This window comes from Providencia rustigianii, assembly GCF_900637755.1.
In the GTDB taxonomy this organism is placed as follows: Bacteria; Pseudomonadota; Gammaproteobacteria; order Enterobacterales; family Enterobacteriaceae; genus Providencia; species Providencia rustigianii.
Genome location: NZ_LR134396.1, coordinates 1,875,595 through 1,896,945, shown reverse-complemented (window position 1 = coordinate 1,896,945; position 21,351 = coordinate 1,875,595). Strand labels below are relative to the sequence as shown.

18 protein-coding genes are annotated in these 21,351 nt (G+C 40.7%); 4 read left to right on the top strand and 14 right to left on the bottom strand.

Annotated elements, in window-relative coordinates:
- Positions 1-534 precede the first annotated feature (534 nt).
- From EL244_RS08760 to EL244_RS08750, 3 genes are all read right to left on the bottom strand, one after another.
- The gene (locus EL244_RS08760) at positions 535-3,195 is read right to left on the bottom strand and encodes a toprim domain-containing protein (RefSeq protein WP_126460250.1); all 2,661 of its coding nucleotides are present in this window, start codon (positions 3,193-3,195) and stop codon (positions 535-537) included.
- Between the two features lie 84 nt (positions 3,196-3,279).
- Positions 3,280-3,501 (bottom strand): TraR/DksA family transcriptional regulator, encoded by a 222-nt coding sequence (locus EL244_RS08755; protein WP_006813053.1) that lies wholly within the window; start codon positions 3,499-3,501, stop codon positions 3,280-3,282.
- Positions 3,494-3,715 carry a DUF2732 family protein gene (locus EL244_RS08750; RefSeq protein WP_006813054.1) on the bottom strand — a complete coding sequence of 74 codons (222 nt, stop codon included), beginning with the start codon at positions 3,713-3,715 and terminating at the stop codon, positions 3,494-3,496. Before EL244_RS08750 ends, EL244_RS08755 begins: the two co-directional genes overlap by 8 nt.
- A gap of 260 nt (positions 3,716-3,975) precedes the next feature.
- Between EL244_RS08750 and EL244_RS08745 the strand changes: the two genes are divergently transcribed.
- On the top strand, positions 3,976-4,425 hold the full coding sequence (locus EL244_RS08745; protein WP_126460247.1) for a hypothetical protein: 450 nt from the start codon (positions 3,976-3,978) through the stop codon (positions 4,423-4,425).
- Positions 4,426-4,429: 4 nt separating this feature from the next.
- Here EL244_RS08745 and EL244_RS08740 read toward each other — a convergent pair whose 3' ends face one another.
- Positions 4,430-4,738 carry a hypothetical protein gene (locus EL244_RS08740; RefSeq protein ID WP_126460244.1) on the bottom strand — a complete coding sequence of 103 codons (309 nt, stop codon included), beginning with the start codon at positions 4,736-4,738 and terminating at the stop codon, positions 4,430-4,432.
- Between the two features lie 183 nt (positions 4,739-4,921).
- Complete coding sequence (locus EL244_RS08730) at positions 4,922-5,188, bottom strand: Cox family DNA-binding protein (protein ID WP_006813059.1); 267 nt, start codon at positions 5,186-5,188, stop codon at positions 4,922-4,924.
- Positions 5,189-5,289: 101 nt separating this feature from the next.
- On the opposite strand from EL244_RS08730, the gene EL244_RS08725 reads away from it, so the two are divergent.
- The gene (locus EL244_RS08725) at positions 5,290-5,589 is read left to right on the top strand and encodes a helix-turn-helix transcriptional regulator (RefSeq protein ID WP_126460238.1); all 300 of its coding nucleotides are present in this window, start codon (positions 5,290-5,292) and stop codon (positions 5,587-5,589) included.
- A 66-nt stretch (positions 5,590-5,655) separates the two neighbouring features.
- On the top strand, positions 5,656-6,645 hold the full coding sequence (locus EL244_RS08720) for a phage integrase (RefSeq protein WP_006813061.1): 990 nt from the start codon (positions 5,656-5,658) through the stop codon (positions 6,643-6,645).
- A 258-nt stretch (positions 6,646-6,903) separates the two neighbouring features.
- On the opposite strand, the gene ahpF is transcribed toward EL244_RS08720, so the two are convergent.
- The 5 genes from ahpF to EL244_RS08695 all read right to left on the bottom strand — a co-directional run bounded on the left by ahpF (position 6,904) and on the right by EL244_RS08695 (position 14,307).
- On the bottom strand, positions 6,904-8,478 hold the full coding sequence (gene ahpF / locus EL244_RS08715) for an alkyl hydroperoxide reductase subunit F (protein WP_126460235.1): 1,575 nt from the start codon (positions 8,476-8,478) through the stop codon (positions 6,904-6,906).
- A 127-nt stretch (positions 8,479-8,605) separates the two neighbouring features.
- Positions 8,606-9,169 carry an alkyl hydroperoxide reductase subunit C gene (gene ahpC, locus EL244_RS08710; protein WP_039854074.1) on the bottom strand — a complete coding sequence of 188 codons (564 nt, stop codon included), beginning with the start codon at positions 9,167-9,169 and terminating at the stop codon, positions 8,606-8,608.
- A gap of 184 nt (positions 9,170-9,353) precedes the next feature.
- Complete coding sequence (locus tag EL244_RS08705; protein WP_126460232.1) at positions 9,354-10,481, bottom strand: ABC transporter permease; 1,128 nt, start codon at positions 10,479-10,481, stop codon at positions 9,354-9,356.
- A 2-nt stretch (positions 10,482-10,483) separates the two neighbouring features.
- Positions 10,484-13,240 carry a ribosome-associated ATPase/putative transporter RbbA gene (gene rbbA, locus EL244_RS08700; RefSeq protein WP_126460229.1) on the bottom strand — a complete coding sequence of 919 codons (2,757 nt, stop codon included), beginning with the start codon at positions 13,238-13,240 and terminating at the stop codon, positions 10,484-10,486.
- Entirely contained in the window at positions 13,237-14,307 is a 1,071-nt protein-coding gene (locus EL244_RS08695) for an HlyD family secretion protein (RefSeq protein ID WP_126460226.1), read from the bottom strand. Before EL244_RS08695 ends, rbbA begins: the two co-directional genes overlap by 4 nt.
- A gap of 766 nt (positions 14,308-15,073) precedes the next feature.
- Here EL244_RS08695 and EL244_RS08690 point away from each other — a divergent pair.
- Positions 15,074-16,822 carry an ABC-F family ATP-binding cassette domain-containing protein gene (locus EL244_RS08690; protein WP_126460223.1) on the top strand — a complete coding sequence of 583 codons (1,749 nt, stop codon included), beginning with the start codon at positions 15,074-15,076 and terminating at the stop codon, positions 16,820-16,822.
- A gap of 166 nt (positions 16,823-16,988) precedes the next feature.
- On the opposite strand, the gene EL244_RS08685 is transcribed toward EL244_RS08690, so the two are convergent.
- The 4 genes from EL244_RS08685 to EL244_RS08670 form a co-directional block, all read right to left on the bottom strand.
- Positions 16,989-17,189 (bottom strand): DEAD/DEAH box helicase, encoded by a 201-nt coding sequence (locus tag EL244_RS08685; protein WP_126460221.1) that lies wholly within the window; start codon positions 17,187-17,189, stop codon positions 16,989-16,991.
- 1 nt (position 17,190) lies between these two features.
- Positions 17,191-17,736 (bottom strand): PadR family transcriptional regulator, encoded by a 546-nt coding sequence (locus tag EL244_RS08680; RefSeq protein WP_039854075.1) that lies wholly within the window; start codon positions 17,734-17,736, stop codon positions 17,191-17,193.
- A 250-nt stretch (positions 17,737-17,986) separates the two neighbouring features.
- Positions 17,987-19,135, bottom strand: a complete 1,149-nt coding sequence (gene tyrP, locus EL244_RS08675; RefSeq protein WP_232004572.1) for a tyrosine transporter TyrP — start codon at positions 19,133-19,135, stop codon at positions 17,987-17,989.
- An 81-nt stretch (positions 19,136-19,216) separates the two neighbouring features.
- Positions 19,217-21,157, bottom strand: coding sequence for a pyridoxal phosphate-dependent decarboxylase family protein (locus tag EL244_RS08670; protein WP_126460216.1), 1,941 nt, complete (start codon positions 21,155-21,157; stop codon positions 19,217-19,219).
- Positions 21,158-21,351: the final 194 nt, after the last annotated feature.

Sequence of the window (21,351 nt, the reverse complement as noted above, 5' to 3'; positions counted from 1 at the left end):
TAAAACGTTACATGCTTATAAAACAATAAGTTAGATTTCTTATTTGTAACCTTTTAAAACCGTTACACGTAACGGCAAAGTAATGCTTTTGTAACGTTTCCACATGTCTACATTTTAATTAATAATCAATTGGTTATATAGAAATATTGAAATTGTAACGTTTGTAACGCCTTTCCGAACCCCTCCCACAAATTCTCTATACTTATAAAAGCGTTTAAATAATAGCCAATTATAACTCTACTGTTTATAGATCTATCTACCCTGTGTTAATGACCATGCAAAACTGTCAATTTCCCTGCCCCCTTCGGAAAACGGTTACAACGGTTACATACACAAAAAAGACTTATAACTTATTGATAGTAATATACTCCGATGTAACTTTTTTCCGGTTACAACAGGTTACAGAGCGAGCCCAAAAGGTTACACCATAATAAATCAACACGTTTGCAGTTAAGCAGACTTGCAGAAGGAGGGATACTTTTAGATAAAAGAAAGGCTGCACAAGGCAGCCGATAGAAAGGAAATAGACAATAACTAGCTTTCACTGTTTTCTTGGAATACCCAACATCTGAGCACATCAGGCTTCGTTAAAGTACTCCCTACCGCAAGCGTGTTATTAAACTGGCTGTTCACCACACTTCTCACCGTCTTAACGCCCACAAACTTACGCATGCGCCCCGCTTTCAATAAGTTCTTAATATCTGTATTCAATAACATAGACTGACGGTACTCACTGGCTACCTGTGCAATATGGTTAAAGTTCACCGCATAAACACCCTTTTCACTACTATGATTCACACCAAAGGCTTCATTATCGTGTAAATAATCAAACAGCTCCCAAAACTCCATCACTTGCGGTTGGTCGAGTTGGATCGCTTGAACACGTTGTTTGGCCAACTCAATAATAAAGTTACGAGTTTGGCGAATATGGGCCGCTTTTACAGGGAGAACTAACGATAACGTTTCCAACAATGCGATTAGCTGTGCGTGATTCTTGGCGATCCGTTCATGGTTAATCGCCTTATCTGCAAATAACTGCGCCTGTAAACCATCTACGCGCTCATTATATTGCTTTAATATCTCTGTTTCTTTCATCAGCACCGTAGGCAGAAAACCGGATAACTTTTCTATGGGATAACGTTCCAGGGCAATGGCGGCATAACGGGTTTCGACGCTCTGCTCGGCTTTATCGGTATACAGATGAATAATTCGTTCTAAAACGGCGCGTGACGCGTTAATTTCCGCATTCTGTGCAATCACAATGCTGCCTTTAAATAACGGCTCATAGGTCTCATTCCCGCTATTTTTGACGCCTAATGAACGCGTCGCGCGGCCGTTATACAGTGATTTAAGTTCTTCCCAATCAAAGGCTTTCAGCTTTGCATTATCTTGCACACGATCACTTTCAATTAAACACACGGGCAAATTACTTATTTGCGAGAAATTACGGCCACGAGCTGCTGCACTGGATTTTGACGCATCAAACCCCTCATAATCTGCGCGACCACATAAACGCCATAAAAACTCAATCAAAGTACTTTTACCAGAACCAGGCTCACCGCAGATTTCTAAAAATGGATAACTTTTATGGGTCTTGCGTATCTGCTCCGCAAAGAATGAACCTAACCAGAACGCCAATACCACATAGCCTTTAGCACCAAACGCCTCCCAAAGGGATTCTAACCAGACGGTATCAAACTCATTCAGATCCGTATTAATGGCCAATGATGGGCTGAGGCTTAACGTCTTGATATCCAATTTATTAAGGGAAAAATAATCTTCTTCATTTAATGTAAAACACTTACCATCCTGCACTGCCACATTATTAAACACATACACGCCATACTCTTTGTTGTAGCCCACATAATTTTGCGTAATCACCTCTTTGATATCCGGCAATGCTTGCTTGCAGATACGGTCCAATTGCAAAGTCGTGCCGGTATAAACCGCCCCTTTGGCCACATGCAATAAACGCTTTTTAAATTCACTGGCACTGGTTAGCTGTGAGGCAGTAAAAGTGGCTTTAACTTGGGGTTGACGAGGAAAATCGACACGCATGTAATACCATGATTCATCGGTTTCAACGGATTTTTGGAAATATAATGGTGTGGGATAGCAGTTAGCGATTTCAACTACGGTACCGGACTCTTTCACCGCTTTTTGTCTAGCTTCATCTTCATCTAAATCGGGTTCAGCATCATGAATACGCTCAATAGTTTTCATCATTTTATCGATATCCAACTTGAACCAATACAACCGATTATCGTGTTGAAAATCGAACTCTGAGCGCTCTGTCCAATTGAACATCAAACGGGCTTTTTCGAACGCGGTTGAAGCTAGCAGTAACTTGCCATAATAGCGATAACGGGCAATATCGCGATCCGTTAGCTTGCCTTTCATATGCAAGTCATTCCAATCATTGCCAGTATCGATTTCAGCCGGTCTGGCAGCAGTGGATCGCCATCCATCATCGATACTGCGGGCAACAAATTTCTTCATGGCTCGTTCACCGGCTGCGCCATTATCCAGCGCCCAAACTAAAAGCGGCTTTTTATTGTTACCTATAGCGGCTTTCAATGCATTTAAAGAGACTTCAGGATAATTATGGCAAGTCATTAGAGAGACAGCGGGAATACCATTTTGAATCAAGCTGAGTGCATCAAAAATACCTTCAGTTAACCAAATCTCTTTAACTTGAGTTAAATCCTGTTGCGGCAGTGTCCACCAATACCCTTTATAGGAACCAAAGAAGTTAGCTTTACGATCAAAGCGTGACGGTCTATCAATAATCCGTTCCCAATAAGCGCCCTCCGGTAACGAAAATTTAATCGTTGCCGCCCCTAAGCCATTAGCATGATAACTCGACTCAGAATACAGCCCCTTTAACGGTGCAACATCTAGCCCTCGTGCGTGCTGTAAATAAGCATCTGCGGCTGCATTCGGAGCTTGTTGCGTCTTGGGATAGTGCGCTGACCAGTCATCAAATATATCGGGGTAGATTTCTTTAACAATCAACTCAGCGCCACATTTATTTTCTCGCCCACAACGCAACACAAACGGCATTTCAATGGAGGTAAATAGCTCTTTTTTCTTACAACTTGGGCATACACCTTGGCGCAAATAACCGTTTTGCTCTTTGAATTGAAAGTCGTGTATGAGGCGAGGTAATAACGACTGAATATGATATGATTTCATGTGATAACCTTAGAGCACACAATCCGCGTCCATCCCGCAGGTTGTGTGCTTTTTATTTGCAAACGAAGTACAGAGAATGATTTCTCATACACTCCGATAATGTTTGTCTTTCAATTCGCTTAATATTTGGCAATCGATGCATAATGTGCAGCCCATTACCGCTTGGCGGCGTGCTTCCGGTATCGGATGATCGCAATTTTCACATTCAAACGCAGATACGCTATTAACTGGCTTTCTTGCCGCTTCAATATGTTGTTCCAGTACTAGTGCAGCATGGTCATTGGCACGGTCGATAACATCAGACATAGTTAAGCTCTCCGGCTTGTGACTCGAATTTGTCCGCTTCATCGACTAATAATTGATGTATCTGCGCGTAATCTAGTTTCTCCGTCAGAATTTTATCGGCTAATTGGCGTTGGCGATCCGCATAGCGGTTCATTAATGATTTACGTTCATCTTCCCGATTAGCTTTTATATTTTCAGCGACGGGCGTAAATACTGGTTCTGGAATATTTCTCATTTTAAAACCTCATTTTTAGGTAATAAAAATCCCTGACCGATAAAGGTCATTGTTTAAGTTTGAATAGATAAATAATCAAAAATAGTTATATTTTAATAAATAGATTTAATCTCGATCTCATTATTTAATTAACTATTATCAATAGAATACGTTCCGATTTTTTAGCCATGATCGGCAACATGGTGTGTGATATATTTGCTATGCCTGCAATTTCTTGACAGGAATCAGGCATAACAACCACTTTAAAAAAGGAAAATGCAATGAAATTTTATGTTCACGCAGATAAACAAAGTTCTTATTGGGAGCTTGTGTATAAAGAGTTCAAAATAACTAGTCCAAGTTTTTCTTCTAGAATAGAGTCGCTTGATAATTTAGAAGAAATTATTTTGTATACTGAACAAGCTGATTTAGAAGCACATGATGACAAAAGCCTTATATACTTTGAAATTGAAGAAACTACCAACGACTGGCACTGGACTGCCTTCAGCACATTTAATGGCATAAGTAATTTAGGTATCGAACAAGAAACACACCTACCTTCATATAAAGAAACGCGGTTAAGAGCTGAAGCTTTCAAAGATAAAATCATTTCATCACCTATTGTCGACTCTGCCGGTATATTAATTCCCAATATGCATTTTTCAAAAGCATTTGCGTCTAAATTTAATATTGGTGACTTACACCCTTCTGCGCGTCGTAAACGTTTTTAATTAACTAATTTCGCCATTCACAAGTCAGATCTTCTTTTATTGTTATCGTGAACAAATGTGAATGGCTATTTTGTTTCTGACTTTGCTCTATGACATATCGAAAGAAGCTTAAAAACTTGGCAAACGAAATACTTGGGCTAAAGTCAATCATTCCATCCACCGAAATCAAGACGGTATTACCAACATTACTCAAGGGAAGAAAGTGCATTAATTGTGATAATTCAAAAACAACACTATTTATTGGTGAATACTTATCTTCAATACAAATATATACCCCGTTTTGTGTATTCTTAGCGAGTAAATTACTTTCCATCTTTCTCTCTCCACAGCCCATCCATATATTTTGTCGCCTCGGCCATTGCATCGAACTTGCCGAACGACTCCCCTACATGCCAAACGTGGTATCGCGTGATTGGTGTCCGTATCTTGCGAGGCAACGTAATAATCGTAAACCCGCGATACACGGCACAATGACGACTCACACCAATAATCCGGTTCATTGCGGCTTACCTAAGCCTAACCACACTAACCAGCCGTCGCGCATCTCCGCAGGTAACGACTCATACGCCAGCCTTAAACCACTGTTCCAAGCTGGCAAATACACATAGTTCTCAGCACGACTAGAGCCAGGCTTTTTCATCTGAATAATCGGTAACTTCCCTGCTTTTCGCATATCAGCAACCGCGCTTGTAGGTTTGCCAATCATTTCCGCGAACTTTTCCTCGGTCACACCATCTGACAGACTTACGATTTTCTCTCTCATCTGCTAACCTCTACTATCAGGCGCTTTCTAGCGCTTTAGGACTCTTTGCATCACTGCAACGAGATATCAACTTACTTATAAAATAAGAGATCTCTTATATAATGTCAACGTACGATAGCGAAAAACTAAAACTCATACGTGAGTCTGAGCGACTTAATGTTAAGCAAGCTGCTGATTTAGTAGGTATTAATTATGTTACTTATCACGGTTATGAAAGTGGAAAAGCCAAAATGTCTTTGGAATCGGCTATGAAATTCTTCAAGCATCCTAAATTTAGAAAATACCGAGACTGGTTCATGTTCGATGAGGTGAATCCAGAGGCTGGACAAATCGCACCGGCCTTAGCACACACTGGGCACGAAAATGCAGGATCATCCCACTCAGACAAGAAAACTGGATAACAATACATTTAGCATTCTGTGAAGTTATGAATTTACAGAGTGAGCAAACCATCGGAGACACTTCTTATGGCAATTAAGAAACTCGAAGATGGTCAATATGAAGTGGACATTAGACCGGCTGGCCGCCAAGGAAAACGCGTCAGACGTCGATTTGATACAAAACACGAAGCCGTTTTGTTTGAACGTTATGCTCTATCAAACAAAATGCACAAAGACTGGCTAGATAAATCCAATGATATTCGCCCCCTACAGGACTTAATTGATTTGTGGTGGAACACATTTGGTAAAAGCAATGCTTATGGGCGAGATACATTATTTAGAGCAACGCGCATCGCAACCGCGCTAGATAATCCGCCGATGTGCCAATTAAACGATAAGCAACTAGCGTTATACCGTGAACTCCGGCTCGCTGCTGGAATTAAGCCCTCCACAATAAATCGGGATTTTTCTGCACTAAGCGGCATTTTTACCGCATTGAAACGCACCGATTTATTTATGGGACAGCACCCAATACGTGGACTGGGGCGGTTAAAACAAAAAGCGACCGAAATGTCGTATTTAACTAGTGAAGAAATCGAGCTGCTGCTTAATTTGCTGAAAGGCGACAATAAAAAAGTGGCGATCTTATGTTTGAGTACCGGCGCGCGTTGGGGGGAAGCAGTTAAATTAAAACGCGATCACGTTATTCAAAATAAAATCCGATTCACCTTTACCAAAACAGGCAAAGCGCGAATAGTGCCAATTTCTCAAGAAGTTGCGGATATGATTTGCGAGAAAAAATCGGGGATGCTATTCCCAAGAACGTCTTATCACATGTTTAGAAGACACATAAAGACTATTAAGCCGGACATGCCGCTAGGTCAAGCCACCCATGCATTACGGCATACTTTCGCAACTCATTTTATGATGAATGGCGGCAGTATTATTACTTTGCAGAGAATCCTAGGTCACTCAACATTACAGCAAACATTGACCTACGCTCACTTTGCACCGGATTTTCTTCAGGATGCGATTACGTACAATCCACTAAAAGGAGGAACGGCGTTAGCACCTTAGTTATTCGTATTTGGATGATTTGAACGACATAAACCGATGCAAACTTAGCTTTTGGAATGTCCACAAATTGTCCACACTGGAATGCATTTCTTCGCTGTAAGTACCACCAAATCAGCGTTTAGATCGTCCACAAGTTGTCCACACTTGAACACTTTTAGGCACTTTTGAGCCCTTTTTGTACAGATTATGCACAAAAAAAAGGCACTCGCCCCCGAGTGCCTTTTGACTACAACTCACTGAATTTAGAGTAAAAAACTCCTATTCAGCGGTTCTGGTACTAGTGCGGATTAGGTAGTCAAATGCGCTAAGTGCGGCTTTTGCACCTTCTCCGGCTGAAATGATAATTTGTTTATATGGCACTGTAGTACAGTCGCCCGCAGCGAATACACCTTTTACATTGGTTTCATTACGTGCATCAATTTCTATTTCGCCCATACGGTTACGAGCAACTGTATCGCCTAACCAATTTGTATTTGGTAACAAGCCAATTTGAACGAATGCCCCAGCAACCTCTAAAGAATGTACACTGTCATCGGTACGGTCTTTATACTCTAAGCTAGTCATTTTGCTGCCATCCCCTTTCACTTCAAGGGTTTGAGCATTTAAAATAATATCGATATTACCTAAGCTGCGTGCTTTTTCTTGTAACACTGAGTCAGCTTTTAATTCTGAAGCAAACTCAAGAACCGTAACATGCTCAACGATACCCGCTAAGTCGATTGCCGCCTCAATACCAGAGTTACCACCGCCGATCACAGCCACGCGTTTGCCTTTAAATAATGGGCCATCGCAGTGTGGGCAGAAAGTGATACCTTTGGTGCGGTATTCTTGCTCACCCGGTACTCCCATATTTCTCCAGCGGGCTCCTGTTGCAATAATAATACTGCGTGCTTTCATCACACCACCGGAGGCAGTTTCAATTTGATGATAGCCACCCACATGTTCTGCGGGGATTAATTTAGTCACAGACTGGCCATCAATGACATCCACATTATAACTATCTACATGATTCTTCAGGGCACCTGCTAAAATAGCCCCTTCTGTTTTCAATACCGAAATATAGTTTTCGATATCTACAGTATCCATAACTTGGCCACCAAAACGCTCACCGACCATACCCGTACGGATGCCTTTACGTGCAGTATATACCGCTGCCGAAGCGCCAGCAGGACCACTACCAATAATTAGCACTTCAAATGGTTCACGTTCACTGAGTGATTTCGCGGCGCGGGCATCAGCATTAGTATCAACTTTGCTAACAATTTCACTCAGTGTCATGCGGCCTTGGCCAAACTCTTTACCATTTAAGAATACGGCTGGAACACCCATGATGTTGCGTTCGTCGATTTCATTTTGAAATAATGCGCCATCAATTGCCGTATGTGAGATGTTTGGATTCAGAACTGCCATCAAGTTTAGCGCCTGAACGACATCCGGACAGTTATGGCAAGATAATGAATAATAAGTCTCAAAGTGAAAATCGCCGTCTAAGCTTTTCACCTGATCCAATAATTCTTGGGCTTCTTTGGATGGATGTCCACCGACTTGCAGTAGAGCAAGAACCAAAGAGGTAAATTCATGGCCCAATGGAGAGCCTGCAAAGCGCACGCCAATATTGGTCCCTGGGTTGGTGATTAAGAATGATGGTGTTCTCAAAGCGCTATTTTGCTCTACACGCATAGACACCATCTCAGACAACGAAGCAATTTGTTCAAGTAATTGTTTTATTTCGTGAGATTTTTCGCTGTCATCTAAATTTGCAACTAATTCTACGGGTTTAGTTAATTTTTCTAGATAGGCTTTTAATTGCGCCTGTAAATTATTATCGAGCATGTAATCCCCTTGTCTATAAATTCGGGTACATTTACCCGTTGTATAGCCAGGTTGCAGGCTTATACATTATTATGTTTGGTGCCTGCAACTTGGCTTACTTTGCAATTTACTTATCAATATTTATTGATTAGATTTTGCCGACTAAATCTAAAGATGGAGACAGTGTTGCTTCGCCTTCTTTCCATTTAGCTGGGCAAACTTCACCTGGGTGGCTTGCAACATATTGAGCAGCTTTAACTTTACGCAGTAAGTCAGAAGCATCACGACCAATACCTTCAGCAGTGATTTCAATAGCTTGGATGATACCTTGTGGGTCAACAACGAAAGTACCACGGTCAGCCAGACCTTCATTCTCACGCATATTTTCGAAGTTACGAGTCAGTGCACCTGTTGGGTCACCGATCATTGCGTATTTGATTTTACCGATAGTTTCAGAGCTTTCGTGCCATGCTTTATGAGTAAAATGAGTGTCAGTAGAAACAGAAAAAATTTCTACGCCCATTTTTTGGAATTCAGCATAATGATCAGCAATGTCACCTAATTCAGTTGGGCAAACAAAAGTGAAGTCAGCTGGGTAGAAAAAGAAAACGCTCCATTTACCAGCAACATCTTTCTCAGTCACTTCGATAAATTTACCGTCTTTAAAAGCTTGATTAGTGAAAGGTTTGATTTGAGTATTAATTAATGACATTTGATATTCTCCTGTTTGGTTGCCTATTAAGTTACTGTTTTCTAGTAACTTAATCCAATCAGTCGTCACTATCGATTTGATAGGTATAATCTAATCATTAATTTAAAATTAATAGGCCGGGCATTAAAACGCTTACTAAACTAATCAGCAAGCGTTTTATGATATATCGACAGAAATAATCGAGTTAAGCCATAGTGGCAATGGTTTTTCGAAAGCGCATTAAGGCAAAACTGAAGAAAACACTACCTATCACAATCAAAATAATGAATTGTGGCCAAACAATTTGGAAACCCGCCCCACGATATAAAATGGCTTGAGCTAAGTTAACAAAATGTGTGGTAGGCATCGTAAGCATCACATCTTGAACCAGTTGCGGCATACTTTCCCTCGCCGTCATTCCCCCAGAAAGCATATTTAGCGGTAATAAAACTAATATCATTAATAACCCAAACTGAGGCATCGACCGTGCTATCGTTCCCATAAAAATACCAATCGATGTTGTTGCAAATAGACTCAATGCGACCCCACACATAAACAATAAAATAGAGCCTTCAATCGGAACTTGTAGCAAAGTTTTGACTACCAATAACAATGAAATTCCCGAAGCAATCAGAACCACCAATCCCATTGACCAGATTTTTGACATCATGATTTCAAAGGGTGTTAGCGGCATTACCATCAAGTGTTCGACAGTTCCATGTTCCCGCTCACGAATCAACGCTGCACCGGTTAATACAATGGATAACATGGTGATATTGTTGATGATCGCCATCACTGAACCGAACCATGATTGAGTTAGATTGGGGTTGAAGCGCATACGGACTTCAAGATCCACAGGTAAGCTTGTTTGACTACGATACTTTGCAAGAAATTCGTTAACTTCACCGAGGGTAATATTTTGGATATAACTGTTTCCCAAAAAAGCCTGACTCATTCGTGTTGCATCGATATTCAGTTGAATAGCAGGATGACGACCTGCTAGGACATCACGTTGAAAATTAGGTGGAATATCAATGGCAAAAGTATAAGCTCCGCGATCAAGTAGCCCATCAATTTGATTCGGAGTGATATCCGCAGGCGCCAAGAAATACGGTTCATAAAAACTATTAATAATCCGGTTAGAGAGCTGAGATTTATCCTGGTCAGCAATCGCAATCGGAGCATTATGTAATGAGCCAGGTGTCACTGTCGCCGAGGAATAAATAGAGACGGTGAAAGCAAACACAATTAATGCCAGCATCGCTTTATCGCGCCCTAAGCTACGTAACTCTTTTACTCCCAGATTAAAGATATTTTGTATTTTTTGGATCATCCCTAAGACTCCTGTTTTTTCAGGAAATAGACACTTAATCCAATCACGATTGGAATGGTGATGACTAAGGGAATAAATGAGGTTTGCAAATCAAAGATACTTAATCCCTTCGAGAATATCCCTCGAGTGATCGTCAGAAAATGGGATGTTGGATATACCATTCCCACCCAACGGCCAATCCCCTCTAAAGAAGATACAGGGTCAATCATTCCTGAAAACTGCGTCGCAGGGATCAATGTGATAATTGAAGTCCCGAAAATAGCCGCAATTTGGCTTTTCATAAAGCAGGAAATCAATAACCCCATTCCTGTAGCAATCGTGATATAGAGAAATGCCGCCAAACTCAAGGATAAGAAACTACCTTTGAACTCCACCCCAAATACGTACACAGATAAAATGCAGAGTAAAACAAAGTTAAACATTCCCAAAATAATGTAAGGAATCTGTTTACCTAGTAAAAACTCCAATTTGGTGATCGGGGTAACATATAGATTAATTATTGACCCTAACTCTTTTTCTCGTACCACACTTAATGCGCTAAGCATGGCTGGGATCATCATCAATAATAGAGGAATAACCGCAGGAACAATGGCAGGAAGGCTACGTACGTCCGGATTGTAACGGTAACGAGTTTCTATATCTACGGCAGGTACACTTGCAACACCAGCAGGTTGACGAGCCGCCATGGAACTTAACCACGCTAAATGCATTGCTTGAACATAACCACGTACCGTTTCAGCACGATTGGGCATTGCACCGTCAATCCATACCCCGAGCTTAACTTTGTTTCCTTTCGCTATATCTCGAGCAAAATTAGGTGGAATTTCAATAGCCACCGTAATTTGCCCACTTCGCATGCCTAACTCAAGCTCTTCATAATTTTGTAGCGGAGGTTGTTCGATAAAATACCGAGATCCCGCTAAATTCAAAGTATAGCCTTGGCTCAGCCCAGTTTGGTCACGATCTAACACGGCAAAACGTAAGTTTTCAACATCCATGCTAATCCCATATCCCATGATAAACATCAGGATCACTGTGCCGAGTAACGCTAAAGTAGAACGAACAGGGTCACGACGTAATTCCATGCCTTCCCGAATGCTATAACTAAATAGCCGACGAAAGCTAAAGCGTTTTTTTAAAGCTTCTGCAGTTTGCTGTTTTAATCCAGCATCAACATGGAATTCAGGCGCACTTTCTTTGCCAGCGCCACTATCCCCAACCGCATCTTGTAAGTAGGCAATGAATGTGGCTTCTAGCGTCTCTAAACCACGTTTTTTGATCAAATTTTCTGGTGTATCACAATCTAGTACCTTTCCTGCATGCATTAGTGAAATTCGATCGCAGCGCTCTGCTTCATTCATAAAGTGCGTTGAAATAAAAATAGTGACACCGTCACGTCTTGATAAATCGACCATCAAGTTCCAGAACATGTCCCGTGCAACAGGGTCTACCCCAGAAGTTGGTTCATCTAGTATCAACATTTCAGGCTGGTGGATAACAGCAACAGCTAGAGAAAGCCGCTGACGGATACCTAAAGGTAAATCATCTGGCAGCGTATCTCTCACTGCTTCAAGATCGAAACGTTGGCACATTTCATCGATACGAGGCGCTATTTTCTCTTCTGGGATATGAAAAAGTTTGGCATGTAATACAAGGTTTTGTTCGACAGTCAATTCGCTATACAGCGAAAAAGCTTGGGACATATATCCAACCCGCTTACGGGTTTCAATATCCTTTGGATCAATCTCTTGGCCAAAGAGCCATGCTTGCCCTTCACTTGCTTGCAATAAGCCCGTCAACATTTTCATCGTCGTGGATTTACCGCAACCGTTAGAGCCTAAGAAACCAAAAATTTCTCCTTTGGGGATTTCGAAGTTAACGTGGTCGACCGCCACGAAATTGCCAAACCGCATGGTTAAATCTTGAGCTTCAATGGCAATCACATCATCTTTGCTAGTATCCCGAGGGGGAATGATGACTTTCTGGTGACCACTGCGTTTTTCTTCAGGTAGCAAGGCAATGAATGCCGCTTCAAGATCATCACAACCAGTTTGTGCTTTTAATTCAGAGGCATGCCCTGTTGCCATGACTTTGCCATCATCCATTGCTACAAGCCAGTCAAAGCGTTCCGCTTCTTCCATGTAGGCCGTTGCAACTAAAACACTCATATTTGTTTGCCGTTCTCGAATGCGATCTATGAGATCCCAAAACTGAGCACGCGATAATGGATCCACACCCGTTGTAGGTTCATCAAGTATCAGTAAATCCGGATCATGAATCAGCGCACAACATAAACCGAGTTTTTGTTTCATTCCTCCGGATAATTTACCCGCAGGTCGGTCTTTAAACGGTGCCAGCCCTGTGCTTTCAAGCAAATCTTGAATCCGATATTCCCGCTCTTCATTCGATTGACCGAATAGTCGCCCAAAGAAATCAACGTTTTCATATACGGATAGCGTATGGTAAAGGTTTTTCCCTAAACCTTGAGGCATATACGCAATTTTGGGGCATACATTTCTGCGGTGCTCAGCATTGTGCATATCACCATTAAGTACAATAACTTGCCCTCGCTGAATCACTCTAGCTCCAGCGATCAGTGACATTAAGCTTGATTTCCCTACGCCATCTGGACCAATTAGCCCCACCATTTTTCTGGCAGGAATGGCAAGAGTGATGTCATCCAACGCACAGTTATCACCGTAATGTTGGCTGACATGCTGTAAATCAACAATCACATCATCCATCAATTTATCGGTCATTGTGGTAGTCTCACCTCAAGTTCTGTCGGCCAAGATTCTTGCGGGTCTAAACGAATATACGCTTTACCCGGTAAACCGGTTTTGACATATTCTAAGTGTTTTTCTAGAAGTTCAGGTGAAATACGCGCTCGTACACGGAACATGAGCTTTAATCGCTCATTCTGGGTTTCAACTGTTTTAGGCGTGAATTGTGCAACACTGGCGACAAAAGTTGTCTTAGCTGGGATCACAATATGTGGAGCCGCATCAAGAATAATATGAACTTCACTACCTAAAGCCACTTTACCCGCTTGCTCTGTTGGTAAGAAGAACGTCATATAAACATCGCTTAAATCCACCATATTAAGTATTCGACCACCGGAGCCGAGAACTTCACCCGGTTCAGCAACTCGGTACTGAATACGGCCATTACGAGGCGCTTTTAAAATGCTATCTTCTAAATCTGCAGTAATCCGCCTTTCGGTCGCGGTGGCAGCTTCTACGCGATTTTTTGCCTGCACAATTCCCGCTTGAGCAGAATCAATGGCGGCTATTGATGCAGCGACCTGTGCTTTCGAGGCTTCTAACGCAGCTTTTGCCCCCTGCATTTGTGCCGTATCATCATCAACTTGCTGTTGAGATACTGCATTTGTTTTCACTAATACACGAGAACGGTTTAGCCTTTTTTGTGCGGCATCTAATTCAGCTTCACGCTGACGAACAACCGCTTGTGCTGCCAATTTTTCACTTTTACGTTGCACTAATCCAGATTCAGCCGTAACTACAGCGCTAATTGCTTGACGCAATTGTGCTTGAACTTCATGAAGTTGTTCCTGTAATGCTCGGGTATCCATCCGAGCCAGCTCTTGCCCTTGCTGAACAAAATCGCCTTCTTTAACTAAGATGGTATCTATTCGACCAGCAGTTTTTGTTGCGATATCAATTTCTGTCGCTTCGATTCTTCCGTTACTTTGAGCAAAACCACTAGGCAAATCACTAGAATTCATACTCCAATAATAAAAGCCTCCAGCGACTATCACGAGAACCAAAATAATATAAAACACTATTTTGCGATTATTTGTTTTCATACCATCCCTTTTCTATTTATAGAATAAATGAGTAAGTTACTGTTGTTATTTTGATTATTACCCTAAAAATTAGTCACATTACAAAATAGTTTTCACTTGAAATAAATATCACGTAAATATTTATTATTTCCCAAACGAAAGACTGTAAAAACAGCACGCAAACTCTACCTATCTTATTATTTAATATAAGTTTATCAAAGTTTAGCTTAAGTTAAAGCACCCTGTATCACAAAAAGGCGACTCACGCTTAATTTAGAATGAAAAATGTAGAGTTGAATATAAAAAAGTAACAATAAAATCAATAACGTTATTTACCTCTATTACTTTAGTAAAAAAAACATTATTTTTCCGTTAATTTTATTTTTAATAAATAATTAATAAAGCATTAAATCATTTTAATTTTCATTAAAAAATTCCGTTATTAGTTATCGTTTAGTTACTTTTTTCAGTATTCTCAAAACCAAATGGATCTTAATCATGAATAAACTAACCAGATAATTACTGTTGTTCTAAAACCATCCTGTTTGCTATCATGCGGCCATTGTTCAACCAAAATAATCAAAATAAAAAGGAGGTTAATCTTATGCTGTTGTGTGATCTTATTGAATACTCACACTTCTTTGGTAATCGCCAGTGCTCAGGCTTTCACAGTTTTATACTGCGATAACCCTGCCTGAGCAAAGCAGCTAAAGAGTCTTTTCTCAGCTTACTGGGTTGTCGTGATGACAATACCATGGCGTTGTTACGCCTAAATTTTGAGTAAGCTATGAGCACATTATTATCTGTAAAATCATTAAACTACGATACATCCACCACATCACTACTTTCAGACATCAGCTTTACCCTACAGCAAGGGGATCGTATTGGGTTAATTGGCCATAATGGCAGTGGAAAAAGTACCCTACTAAAATTATTAACGTCACAATTAACACCTAACAGTGGGTATATCACCTATGCTAATCATTGTGTAACCGCCTATATTGAGCAGCATTTGCCAATTGATGTTGCACAGTCAACACTCATCGATGTTTTACTCCAAAAACTCCCAGAGCAAGAACAAGTTTCAGAGCGCTGGAGAGCCGAAGTGTTGTTATCTGAATTAGGCTTTGCTCCCCATCAATGGGCGCAATCAGCTAATGAAATTAGTGGTGGACAACATACCCGTTTGTTATTAGGACGCGCACTGATCAGCCAACCTGACCTGTTACTGCTAGATGAACCGAGTAACCATTTGGATTTACCTACCTTAATTTGGTTAGGAAACTTTTTAGACAATTGGAAAGGAAGTTTTGTATTGGTTTCCCATGACCAATCATTACTCGATAAAGTCACCAATAGCACATGGATTTTACGTGATAAAAAGCTGCATTTTTACCGTTTACCCTGCAGCTTAGCTCGACAAGCTTTAGCTGAAACCGATCGTGCAGATGAGCATCGCTATCAAGCTGAACAGAAGGAAATTGACCGTATTGCTACCAGTGCTAAGCGATTAGCTATCTGGGGGAAAGTTTATGATAATGAAGGGCTTGCCAGAAAAGCAAAGCAAATGGAAAAGCAAATTGACCGTTTGAAAGATGATCAAACAGATCTTTCTGAGGGCTATCACTGGCAGTTACAATTGAATGGTAAGTCTATCCCCGCCGATCGTGTTCTAGAATTGAATGGTACCAAAGTCACAACACCGGACGGTAACTTGCTATTTGCTAGTAAGTTTCATCAAATAAAAAGCGGTGACCGCATCGCAATTATTGGCGCAAATGGCTGTGGGAAATCCACGTTGTTACGTTTAATCTGGCAAAAATACCAAGAGAATTTGCGTAATGAAATGCACCTCAAATTTCATCCTGCAATTTCTGTGGGCTACTATGACCAGCAACTTGCCCAGTTGCATGATGGGGATAGCCTGAGCGATGCACTACGAGATTTTGCACCATTAACCGATGAGCAGAGAAAAATGGCACTAATTAGTGCTGGTTTTGGATACTCACGGCACCAACAGAAAGTGGCAACACTGAGCGGAGGTGAACGAGCAAGGTTATTGTTTATCGGATTAAGTCTGGCTGAATATGAACTTATTCTGCTTGATGAACCGACAAACCACCTTGACCTTGAAGGTAAAGAAGCCTTAAGTGAGCAAATTTCGCAGTTCAACGGCGCATTATTGGTTGTCAGCCACGATAAATGGCTCATCGAAAATAGCTGCCAGCGTTATTGGTATATTCACAATAACCAGCTTGAAGAATATCTTAATCTTGAAGATATTTATAAACAGATTGAGTGTCAGTCTTATTCACCACAGCAGGACTTGACTGATCTTACTGGTACAAGTCTATTTTCTAAAAAAATAGACTTCGTAGAGTTACCCTCGCACCAAGATGTATTATTAGAACAATTGTTGATATTAGAAGATAAGCTACAAGCCGACAAACAACGTAAAGTGGCTCATCAAAAACCGTTACTTCAGCAAGAATGGATTGATGAAATAGCTAAAATTCAATCACAGTTAGGACTTTAATAAATCCCCCCTCTGCTCATCAATGAGGTCAGAGGGGGATTTTTCGCCTGAGGCGTGTTCAGCAAAATAATTATTAATAAAGTAACGCAATGTTTTTCTGTGAGTCTAGTGATTACCCAGCATTTTAGTGGTCAATTTATGAATAACTGTTTTGCCACTATTTAACTCAAGATTTCTGTTTTTTAGCACGCTTAAAGTAAGACATAGGAACATTAGGGCAAACAACCTCTTTAAATTTCCCTTGTTTTTTTGTTGCTAATGCTAATTTTTCTTCCGTTATTTCAGTTTGTTGAGTTTGATTCATCGGTATCGTTTCTTTCATATAAGTTTGCTCTTTTGCTTGAATGATTCGGCTTGTTTTTGCCATGTTATTTTCCTTCCCCTACTAATAGACTAGCATTCACTTGTTCAATTCGGTTAACTGCTTGGTTAATAATTTCAACCACCTTGGCAGCCTCTCCTTTTGATAGCTGTTGCAACACAATTTTATGTCTGAGTAGTGATTTAAACTTATCTACCGCAGACTCAATCTCATTTGCAAACTGATTTCCAGCCCTTAACTCTTGTGCATATTTTAGTTTAGCTTTCACTTCATTAAGAATTTCAACTTTTAGCAGCAAAAAACAGCGCCCTTCCGGCGTGATCTCATAGCACTTACGCCCTTTAGCTGTTTCCTCGCCGATTGAAATAAAACCAAGTTCTTCTAATAGCGTCAACGTAGGATAAATCACACCAGGGCTAGGACAATATAACCCAGCCGTTGACTCACTGATTTTTTTGATCAGTTCATAACCATAATTCGCTCTATCTACGAGTAAATGCAAAATATAAATGCGCAATTGCTTTGGATTAAACATTCGCCGAACACTTTTGCCATCACATAAACAGTTTTCTACGGATTGCTTGTTTTCCATGACATTTCTCAGTCGTTGAGCACGGTAAAAACCGATATATCTAATATCATAGAGGCTTTTTAGAAAAATGCTAGCTTTAGATATATCGGTTTTTTGCAATGTGTGCTAATGATAATTATTACCATTCAGATGGTAGCGAGAAAATAAGTAAAAGACAGCGCAAAAAATGTTTTTAGCCGTATAAATATAAGAAAAAAGTCAGTTCTGGGAGAGAACTGACTTTCTAAGGCAAGAATATAACTCGATTGTATTAGCCTATATTCGGCAATAAATTAAATACAATCCCAAGTTGAATGGTAATCACCGCAATACCACATAAAAAAACAATGAATAATGCGGGAGTCCCTCCCAAAACTTGATACTTACGCGGATTAGCATGACGGGATTTTAATGCCATTGCGCTTGGTAATAATAATGCCAAAACAGATAAGGCGATCGCCGCATACCCTAAGGCCATAACAAAGCCTTTTGGATAAAACAACGCAAAGACCAGTGGAGGTAAAAATGTAATTAACCCTGTCTGGATGCGCCCTGATGCATTATCTGAACGCTTAAATAAATCAGCTAAGAAATCAAACAGCCCTAATGCCACACCAAGAAATGATGTCGCCAGAGCCAAACTCATAAACATTTGGGCGACAAACTCAGTTTGACTGGATTGTGCCACTTTTTTAATGGCATCAAGTAAACCATTTAGTCCCGCATTTTCCGCAAGAATTCCTACAAATGTATGCGTTCCTATGCTGCCTAATGTGGCTATCTGCCATAAAATATAGGCAACTAATGGGATAGCACTACCTACAATAAAAATAAGGCGTAATTTTTTAACGTTTCCGCCCATATATTTTACAATACTTGGCACACTGCCATGAAAGCCAAATGAGGTAAAAAATACCGGTATCGCCGCTAAAATAAGTATTTTTTCTGTTGGTGATGATAATAAATTGACCTGTTCTACATGGGGCAACATTAATGCCAAAATAATCACTAAAAATACGATTTTTGCCGCAAACAAAATACGGTTAATAAAGTCCACCGACGAGGTACCAAAGCACACAACACCACCGCCAATAACAGTAAAAATGACAATTCCTAACCAATCTGCCATTTCAACAGAAAAACTGCCCTTTAAGTTTGACGTAATAATTTCACCAGCACCCGTTACATACGCTGCCGTTAGTGCATACATTAGAAACATCATACTGAAGCCTGTAATGAATTTACCTCCAGCCCCTAAATAACGTTGAGCAACGCTCCCAATGCCCGTTTCATGAGATTCATGTTGATAAACCTCAACAAGTAATAATGCGGTGTAGCACATCAAAGCCCATAGCCCTAATAGCATCGCCAAACTAACCATAAAACCATTGCCAGCAGCAGCAATCGGCATCGCTAACATTCCTGCACCAATCGTAGTACCTGCAACAATAAAAACACTACCAAATGTACGATTTTTCATATTGAGATCCTAGTCAATCAATTAAAGACTAACTTTTTGTAGGGAATGACGGTGTTTGTTTTCTTCATCAATGAGTTGTTGTAGTTTGTCTTCAAAGATGTTTTTCAGTTCATTCCAGTAGTTTTCAAAGTGCTGCTTGTCTCTCAAGCAATGGGTCATAATTGCGGCTCGAAGGACATAAATAGAACGAACCTTATGCCATTCTTCTTCCTTGAAGTTCGCATCTAGACACAGATTTTGAGGGTTATCACCATACTCTTCATAAGTCAGTGATGTTGATGAGGTTAAAAAATCATTAGCGTAAGTCCGCCCAGCCGCATAAGAACATAATTCGTATAAACGCTTATTAAGCTGATTTTGCTTTTCCAGCGAGGTATTTCCCGTTTCCCTGAACATAAAGTTAATCATATGGAAGTCTGGGGCTGGCATCGCAACTAGCGTAAACTCACGCCCATCAATCATAAAAGACGGGCTACTATTGATTTTATCAATCATCCAGTTGGCGGTTGTGATACCCGCGGCAATCACTTTTCCATACCCCAATAAGTTCAATGGAACTAACCGATGAGCAGCCCAAACAGCGGCGGCGGTTGCACCTGCTTTAGAACCTTCCATAATCGACGATCCCAGTAGCACATTTTGCTGTTTATCCGTTTTACGGTTGCTCTCTTTAACTTCCTCAAAGACATACGCTGCGTGGTAGGAAATTAAATCTACAATACGTTTGTCTTTCATGCAGATAGCGCCTGCAGCATAAGAAATAAATCCAACCTTATGGGGATCTACAGTAATCGAGTCTGCTTGATTCAGTGCCTTAAAACTTTCATAGACATCCTGTTTCGGCCAAACCATGTCCACAGGAAAAATACCGTCATGATGATAGCGCTTAATTAGGGCTTCATACTCAAGGAATTGATTGTTCTCATCTCGGAACATCGCACACGCATAACCCGCATAGGCTGCATCGATGTGGACATAGAAAGAAACACCAAAGCGTTGTTCACATTCTTGACGTAGCTTTATCACTTCGGCAACGTTATCAATAGCGCCAGTTTCCGTTGTGCCAACAACAGCAACCACTGCAAGAATCGGCTCACCTTGTTCAATCAATGAAAAAACGATATCACGCATTTTCATTACATCGGTACGATAATTTTTATTGACGGGTAATTGAACAATATTTTGTTGACCTAGTCCCAAAATATCCATCGCCTTCATCCATGAGTAATGTTTGGATTGAGGTACTAACAATTTTCCGAGTTTGCCCTGCTCAACGCCAGCGCCTCGGCATGTCAAATCACGAATTTCTTCGAATAACCCCAACTTTTTTAGCTCATCGATTAAATCGAGAACATCGCAAGTACGCATATTCAATAAGGCAGTTTCAGACGTCTCGGTAAGTAAAGCTTTCGCTTGAGGGTGTTTAGACATTGCTAACGGTAGCGTTTTAATGTTACGTGCTACCCATAGTCCCTCATAGTTAGCGACTGTTCCGCCGGAAGTAATATGTCCCCACGATGTTTGCACGTCATACCCAAACATTGCACACAGGTCTAACCCAGCCTCAATCTCTAATACCGTTGTTGTAGGTGAGGATTCTTGGGCACAGTTATTTGGGTTGTACATCATCGCCATAACATAGGCTAGATTTGAAATCATGAGCGTATCCGCATTCATATGCCCCATATAACGGGGAGAAAACCACGGAACTGATGTTGATTTCAATTTAGAGGAGAGCTGATTAAGGATACCTTCCGTGCGGTATAAGGTATCTCTATACTCTGGTGCGTATCTATCGACAGTAGTTGTTAAGTCTGGATCTTCAGGATGATAACCCGACCGCCAGTGTATGTGTTCGGATATTGCATATTCCATCATTTCTCTGAAAAAAACCGCATTTTCAGATTTAGGACCGAGAAATAGTGCATCTACATTCATGTTTTTATTGTTAAAATTATTCATTATCGCTACACCTTCAAACTACAGTTGGCTAATGCCAACCGCATTTAAGTGACCAACTTATTATCATTGGAAAGTGCAATAACGGGGGAATGTCTTTGTCAAATGACAACTTGTTAATGATATCTCAGAGATATATCGCTTAACCTATATTGAAAGGTAGACAAGCCGTTAATGAGCCAACTTGTCTATAGATA